The 6,962-nt window shown below is 54.2% G+C and carries 7 protein-coding genes and 1 pseudogene; 6 read left to right on the plus strand and 2 right to left on the minus strand.

Translation table 11 applies throughout. The features are described 5' to 3' along the window. Together CPT76_RS22665 and CPT76_RS22670 are read left to right on the plus strand one after the other, a co-directional pair. Positions 1 to 1,885, plus strand: a 1,885-nt coding sequence (locus tag CPT76_RS22665; RefSeq protein ID WP_146116404.1) for a class I tRNA ligase family protein, incomplete at its 5' end; no start/stop codon positions are given. Between the two features lie 178 nt (positions 1,886 to 2,063). Beyond that, entirely contained in the window at positions 2,064 to 2,393 is a 330-nt protein-coding gene (locus tag CPT76_RS22670; RefSeq protein ID WP_105444719.1) for a DUF5665 domain-containing protein, read from the plus strand. On the opposite strand, the gene CPT76_RS22675 is transcribed toward CPT76_RS22670, so the two are convergent. Beyond that, entirely contained in the window at positions 2,390 to 3,118 is a 729-nt protein-coding gene (locus tag CPT76_RS22675) for a TraR/DksA C4-type zinc finger protein (RefSeq protein WP_105444539.1), read from the minus strand. The two genes, CPT76_RS22670 and CPT76_RS22675, sit on opposite strands and share 4 nt — an antisense overlap. A gap of 227 nt (positions 3,119 to 3,345) precedes the next feature. Here CPT76_RS22675 and lspA point away from each other — a divergent pair, with 227 nt between their 5' ends. From lspA to CPT76_RS22690, 3 genes and pseudogenes are all read left to right on the plus strand, one after another. Continuing rightward, positions 3,346 to 3,843, plus strand: a complete 498-nt coding sequence (gene lspA, locus CPT76_RS22680) for a signal peptidase II (protein WP_076170153.1) — start codon at positions 3,346 to 3,348, stop codon at positions 3,841 to 3,843. 47 nt (positions 3,844 to 3,890) lie between these two features. Next, the gene (locus CPT76_RS22685; protein ID WP_258168760.1) at positions 3,891 to 4,799 is read left to right on the plus strand and encodes an RluA family pseudouridine synthase; all 909 of its coding nucleotides are present in this window, start codon (positions 3,891 to 3,893) and stop codon (positions 4,797 to 4,799) included. A gap of 124 nt (positions 4,800 to 4,923) precedes the next feature. Beyond that, positions 4,924 to 5,225: pseudogene (locus CPT76_RS22690) on the plus strand (LL-diaminopimelate aminotransferase); the annotation flags it as partial. A gap of 61 nt (positions 5,226 to 5,286) precedes the next feature. Here the strand turns inward: CPT76_RS22690 and ytaF are convergent. After that, the gene (gene ytaF, locus CPT76_RS22695) at positions 5,287 to 5,898 is read right to left on the minus strand and encodes a sporulation membrane protein YtaF (RefSeq protein WP_105444541.1); all 612 of its coding nucleotides are present in this window, start codon (positions 5,896 to 5,898) and stop codon (positions 5,287 to 5,289) included. Positions 5,899 to 6,064: 166 nt separating this feature from the next. On the opposite strand from ytaF, the gene CPT76_RS22700 reads away from it, so the two are divergent. After that, a complete protein-coding gene (locus CPT76_RS22700; RefSeq protein ID WP_258168741.1) occupies positions 6,065 to 6,748 on the plus strand; it encodes a DUF1232 domain-containing protein in 684 nt (227 codons plus the stop codon). Positions 6,749 to 6,962 lie beyond the last annotated feature (214 nt).

Here is a 6,962-nt window from a genome sequence, read left to right on the forward strand (position 1 = left end):
CGAAACGACGGCCGTCAAGGATCAGCTGATCGCCAACAACAATGGCGTTACCTGGTATCCGGGCCATGTCCGTGAAGGACGCTTCGGCAAGTTCCTGGAAGAGCTGGTGGATTGGAATATCAGCCGTAACCGCTATTGGGGCACGCCACTGAACGTTTGGGTCTGCGAATCGTGTAAAGGCGAATTTTCGCCGCACAGCTTTTCGGAGCTGAAAGCCCAGGCGGTCGGCGAAATCAGCAACGATCTGGAGCTTCATAAGCCTTACGTCGATGAGGTCAAAGTGCGCTGTCCGCACTGCGAAGGCGGAGTGATGGAGCGGACGTCCGAAGTGATCGACGTTTGGTTCGACAGCGGCTCGATGCCGTTCGCGCAGCATCATTACCCGTTTGAGAACGTGGACACGTTCGAGGAGCAGTTCCCGGCGGACATGATCTGCGAAGGGATCGACCAGACCCGCGGCTGGTTCTACAGCCTGCTGGCCGTATCGACCCTGTTCAAAGGCGTTGCGCCATACAAATCGGTCATCGCCACGGGGCATATCCTGGACGAAAACGGCCAAAAAATGTCCAAATCGAAGGGCAACGTCATCGACCCTTGGGACATCATCAACGAATACGGCACGGATGCGTTCCGCTGGGCGCTCCTTTCGGACAGCGCACCTTGGAACAGCAAACGCTTCTCCAAAGGCATCGTCGGTGAAGCCAAATCCAAAGTGATCGACACGCTGGTCAACACGCACGCGTTCCTGACGCTGTATGCGAACATCGATGGCTACAACCCGGCTGAGCATCCGTACCAGCCGTCGGAAAACAAGCTGGACCGCTGGATCCTGTCCCGTCTGAACAGCCTGATCCTGCTGGTGGACAAAGCGCTGGAAAGCAACGACTTCCTCAACTCGGCCAAAGCCATCGAAGGATTCGTCGACGAGCTGAGCAACTGGTACATCCGCCGTTCGCGCGACCGCTTCTGGGGCAGCGGACTCGGAGAAGATAAACTGGCCGCTTACGGCACGCTCACGCATGTGCTGGTCACGCTGGCCCAACTGATGGCGCCGTACACGCCGCTGCTGTCGGAAGATATCTACACGAACCTGACCGGCGGGGAAAGCGTTCATCTGACCGATTATCCGGTTGCCGACGAAACTCTAATCGACAAGGCGCTCGAGGAAGATATGGAAACCGCCCGCCAGATCGTTGAGCTCGCCCGCAACGTGCGGAACGAAACGGGGATCAAGACCCGCCAGCCGTTGTCCGAGCTGATTGTGTCGCTGGACCGCGATTTTGATGTGGCCGGATACGAGGAGATCGTCAAGGAAGAAATCAACGTGAAGAACATCGTCGTGGAGACGAGCGACAGCGGATTCGTCGACTTTACGCTGAAGATGAACCTGAAGGTGGCGGGCAAGAAATACGGTAAAAATATCGGGTTCCTGCAAGGCTTCCTGAAAGCGATGAGTCCGGAGGATACGCGGAACGTCGTCAATAACGGCAGCCTGAACGTCACTTCGCCGGATGGTGATGAGCTTCAGATTACGGCTGACGAGCTGCTCGTCGAGAAGCAGGCCAAAGCCGGATTTGCATCGGCTTCGGGCTATGGCATCACCGTCGCCCTCAATACGGAAATCACGCCTGAACTGGAACAGGAAGGCTGGGTCCGCGAAGTGGTGCGTGCCGTACAGGACTACCGCAAAAAGCTCGACCTGCCGATCGAAAAACGCGTTACGCTGGTCCTTGATGCGGATGAAGAATTGACGGCTGCGATCCAGGCGTTTGAGCATGTGCTCCGGGAAAACGTGCTGGTGAACGAGCTTGCGTTTGGCCAAGAAGCCGAAATGGAGCGCGTTGATCTCGCCGGCAAAACGCTAGGTATCCGCATTGCCGGATAACCTGCCCTTTCACCGCCATTGAATGGCAATCGCCGCTTTGGCGCATAATAGCACAACAAACGAACAAACGAGCCTTCTGGCCCGTGCGGAAATGGAAGACCATTTTCGCGCCGGCTTCGGCTCGTTTGTTGTTCATCGGAACGTGGATACCGCGCTGATCCGAGAGGAGACTGCAGAGATGGCGAATAAGAAGAGCATCATTCCCGAATCGGAAGAAGAGAAGCTGAACGTCGTGTACCGCTTGACCGTGCGGATTGCCGAAGAATTGGAGCAGGCCCGGATTGCGGAATATACTCAGCTTCTCCACAGGCCCTTCCGGTTGATTATGTTAAACCTGCTGTCCGGTGCGGCGCGCGGCGTCGGGGTCGCCATTGGATTCACCTTTTTTGCGGCGACGATTATTTATGTGCTGCAGGGGCTGGGAGCGCTCAATCTTCCGATTATCGGAGATTATATTGCCGATATCGTCCGGATCGTCCAGCGCCAGCTTGAGCTGAAGACGTATTAAATAAACCCTTCGTCCTCTTCGCCGAGCTGGTCCATGCTGACACCTTCGCCTTGGTCCATATATTTTCGGTACTCTTGGTTACGGACAAATTCGATCGGATTTCCGTAAATATCGGTGGCGACAAAAGCCTCATACGGCTCAACGCAGCCCTCCAGCTCGTCGGATGCTTCGATTTCAATCTCGTTGTAGCTGTGAACCTCCCGGCCTGTCGGGTAGTTGGAGGTGCCGAAATTTTCAACGATCTGCCACGCGTCTTCGCCGTCGAAACCGTTCTGGTCATCGCGCTCGTCCAAGCTCGTCCGGCCGAAGGGAGGCATTAAAAATTCCTCTTCGACAGGTCGGTAATTCTCTACATGCACTTTAGGTGAATGCTCTTTGCAAAAGGACGTCGTCGGAACGGCTTCCAACCGCTCGTACGGGATCGGCTTGCCGCATTCCTCACAGACGCCATAGGTTCCCTGCTGGAATCGGTCCAGCGCCATTTCAATACGGTCCATGTGGTGATCGTCATGGTCTTGAAGAGTTAAATCGACTTCCCTGGCGTAAAGCTCAGTGGCGACATCGGCGGGGTGGTTGTCGATGTTCGACAGCTCTCCGGTCTGGTCGCGCATAGATTCTTCCAGGCCGTAATGCTCGTTGCTGTCATCCTTTCGGCGGATGGATTCCTGCTGTTCCTTGAGCATATTGTGCAAATGATCCAGCTGTGATTGTGTGAGATGCTGCATGATCAAGCCCCTTTCCGCTTTGGATCAACAAAACGATAAAGACGATTTCTTTTCATATCTAGAATGTGCGGATTAAGCCTGTTTTACAGAAGGAAATTGTTTTCGCCATTCCCCGTTTATGGACGGTTTCCGGCGCCCTATGCTACAATAAACAAGTCTTTACATGACGTGAAAGGCTGTGTCCGAGCGGACGGGCCTAATGAATAAGAACGGAGTGACAAATGGCTGTGGTGTACTACTTAATCGCTTTAATCGTGTTTTTGGTGGATCAGGGCGCCAAGTATTTAATTGCCACCAGATTGGAATTAGCAGAGGAAATTCCGGTGATTGGCAACTTTTTTCTGATTACCTCCCACCGGAACACGGGTGCAGCCTTCGGTATTCTTCCCAACCAGCGCTGGTTTTTTATCGTGATTACCATCGTCGTGGTGGTGGCGATTATCTGGTATATGAACCGGGTGAGAAAATCGTCTTCGCGCAAGCTGCTTCCGGTAGCGCTTAGCCTCGTCCTGGGCGGGGCGATCGGCAACTTTCTCGACCGTGCGTTGAACGGAGAAGTGGTGGACTTTTTACAATTCAATTTCGGCAGCTATACGTTTCCGATTTTTAATGTGGCCGACTCCTGCATCGTGATCGGGGTGGCTCTCATTATACTGGATTCGCTGATGGACATGAACCGAACCGAATCGAACAACAAGAGCAATGAAGGGAATGAACCGGTTTGATCGAAGAACAAACATCCGGAGCGGGGGAAAACCCGGAGAGTGCGGATATCAGGGAGTGGGTCGTTGACCCTGTCCATGCCAAAGAACGCATCGATAAATATATTACGGAATCCTGGGAGGAGGACATTTCCCGGTCCCAGGTCCAGCTCTGGATCAGCGCAGGCCACGTGCTTGTGAACGGTCAGCCGGTCAAAGCCAATTATAAGCTGGCGGCGGGCGACCGCTTGGAAGTGACCGTTCCGGAGCCGGCCGCCGTCGAGATCGTACCGGAGGACATTCCACTGAATGTCGCTTTCGAGGACAAGGATGTCATCGTGGTCAACAAGCCGCGGGGGATGGTCGTTCATCCTGCGCCCGGGCATGCCTCGGGGACTCTGGTGAATGCGCTGATGTACCACTGTAAGGATTTGTCCGGCATTAACGGGGAGCTGCGCCCAGGCATCGTTCACCGGATCGACAAGGACACTTCCGGCTTGATCATGGCCGCAAAGAACGATATGGCCCACGCCTCTTTGGCCGCCCAGCTCAAAGACCACAGCGTGACCCGGCGCTATTATGCCCTGGTCCACGGCAATGTCAGCCATGATCAAGGAACGATAGACGCTCCTATCGGGCGCGATTCGGTCGACCGCAAAATGTATACCGTGACGGAAAGAAACAGCAAGCACGCCGTTACCCATTTTACGGTCAAGGAGCGCTTTGGCGATTATACCCTGCTGGAGCTTCAGCTCGAAACCGGGCGGACTCACCAGATCCGGGTGCACATGAAGTTCATCGGCCATCCGCTCGTCGGGGATCCGGTGTACGGACGGAGCAAAGGCATCAAAATGAACGGACAAGCGCTGCACGCCGGCGTGCTTGGGTTTATCCATCCGGCAAGCGGTGAATATATGGAGTTCTCAGCGCCGATTCCCGGCGATATGGAGGATCTGCTGACATCGCTGCGCAGCCGTTGAAAGTACAAATCATACGATAATTAGTCCATGGCATTCCGCCATGGATTCCTTCATATTTAGGGGTGTAGAAATTGAAGTAGGAGATGAAAGATACATGAGTATCGAACAGTACCAGCAAACGTGCCGCCACGATATGCTGGTAGCCGTTCTGAACGAGCTGGGCGTTCCAGGCCGAGAAACCGAAAAGGACTCCTTCTTCCTCTATGTGGAAGCGCCTAAGGGCNTTAAAGCGGGGTCCGCTTCAATTCCGGCGAGGACTTNTCCCAGTTCTTAATCCGCGAGAAGCTAATCTCCACCGTGCCTTGGGATGATGCCGGCAGCTTTGTCCGTTTCTCCGTCACTTTCGAAGCGAAGGGCCAAGAAGACGAGAAGCGCGTCATTGCCGAAATTAAACGCCGCCTGAGCGACGTGGAATTCGAATTTTAATTCAATGTGCAGCAAGATCCGTCCCTGACATGCAGGGCGGATCTTTTTTTTGGCCGCAGCGTTATATCACCTGATGCAGCCCGATAAAGATGAGAATAAGGCCGGCAAGGACGCTGGCGCTTTTGCCCAGGCGTTCCCCGGCGATTTTTCGGCCGATGAGAGAGCAGAGACCCACACTGGCAAAGCTGAATATGCCTGACAAAATCGATGTTTCCCAGATGCCGATATGGGTGATCCCGGCGTCGAAGCCGCCCGCCAGATTGTTGACCGACAGCGCGATGCCGAGGACGACCGATTCTTTGAAATCCACCGATTTGGACGCGTTGAAGTCGGCGGTTTCGGGATTTTGCAGGATTCGGGTCAACCAGTTCCGCCGGTCCGAATGCCGGGCCAATTGCTCCTGCAGCAGCGGCTGAATGATGACCCAAGTACCGATCGACACGAGGATGACCATGCCGACAATATTGCACACAGAAGGCGGCAGCCAGGCGGACAGCACTTTTCCCGATATCCCGCCGATCCAGGTCAGCATAAATCCGATAAACGCGATGACGGTACCCGCCAATGCCGGTATTTTTATATTTCTTACACCATAAGCCACGCCGACGCCCGCATTATCGAGATTGGCGGCAAGCGCGATGGAAATCGCCGGAATCCAAACAGCCAGATCCATGATGTCAGCTCCTTTAATTGAAGTAATACATCATATGGGGCCGTTGAGAAAAAGTGACGGGGATGGGCTTATTTGTTGAGATATCGTCAACAGGGTTCGGCAGCGAGCAATGGCTGTTGACTTAACGAAACGCATCCATTTTCAAGGCAGGAAGGGAGTGCAGCTTATGGTCACGGGGCCGGAAGATTCGATGTCCCACGAGAAATTGGCAGATATCATCAAGGCGGCACTTAAAAAGCAATCGCTCTCCATGCGCGGTCTCAGCGCGTTGACGGGCATGGATACCGCAACAATATCAAGAATTGTCAACGGAAAACAGAAAGCGAGGCTGGAGCATTTGCAGCATTTCGCGGTCCACCTGGGCATACCGATGGAGGCTTTGTTATCGGCAGCGGGGTATCCGCTTGACGGCAGTACACAGCTAAAGGATGCAGATCTGCCAGGGGCAGCTGATGTAGGCTCCAAGGAGCAGGAACTGCTGCGCGTGTTTGACGGGCTGGGCATTGATGTTCGGGACATGACAGAGCGTGTCCGGCAGGAGCTGGTGAAGTACGAGGAATACGCGGAAACCCGGGAAGGGAGCGAGCTGATTACCGATCGGTTTCCGGAGAAGCTTGAGCAGTTGCAGAGCGCCGGGTTCTATATTCAGCAGCTAAAAGATTTGTACGCCCGCTATCATGAACCGGATGTTCCCGCCAATATGAAGACGGTGATCGGCAGCGCGCTGCTCTATTTTGTATTGTCCGCAGACATTATCCCGGATTACAGTTTTCCGCTCGGGTATATCGATGATGCGCTGGCAGTGCGGCTGGTGCTGGAGCGGCTGAAGGAACTGGAAACAAGCCCATGATTTTTGCGGCCAAACATGGTAAAGTGGACATAGCAATAAGGGCGCTTGTTTTTGAGAACGAGGCGTGAAGTGGGAGTTGAGCAGCTCTGTTTAAACATTGGAAATGGGATTCGTATATCGAACATTTGGGCGAATTGCGCAAGCGCCTGTTCTGGATTTTGGGCGTCGTTTTTGGTGTCAATGATCGCGGCGCTGTTCGTGGTGGGCGACGTGC

Source organism: Paenibacillus sp. AR247 (genome assembly GCF_002968895.1).
Lineage (GTDB): Bacteria > Bacillota > Bacilli > Paenibacillales > Paenibacillaceae > Paenibacillus_AQ > Paenibacillus_AQ favisporus.

Coding starts and splice junctions, on each gene's coding strand:
- CPT76_RS22670 (WP_105444719.1), top strand. CDS start 2,064: ATGGCGAATAAGAAGAGCATCATTCCCGAATCGGAAGAAGAGAAGCTG.
- CPT76_RS22675 (WP_105444539.1), bottom strand. CDS start 3,118: ATGCAGCATCTCACACAATCACAGCTGGATCATTTGCACAATATGCTC.
- ytaF (WP_105444541.1), bottom strand. CDS start 5,898: ATGGATCTGGCTGTTTGGATTCCGGCGATTTCCATCGCGCTTGCCGCC.
- CPT76_RS22700 (WP_258168741.1), top strand. CDS start 6,065: ATGGTCACGGGGCCGGAAGATTCGATGTCCCACGAGAAATTGGCAGAT.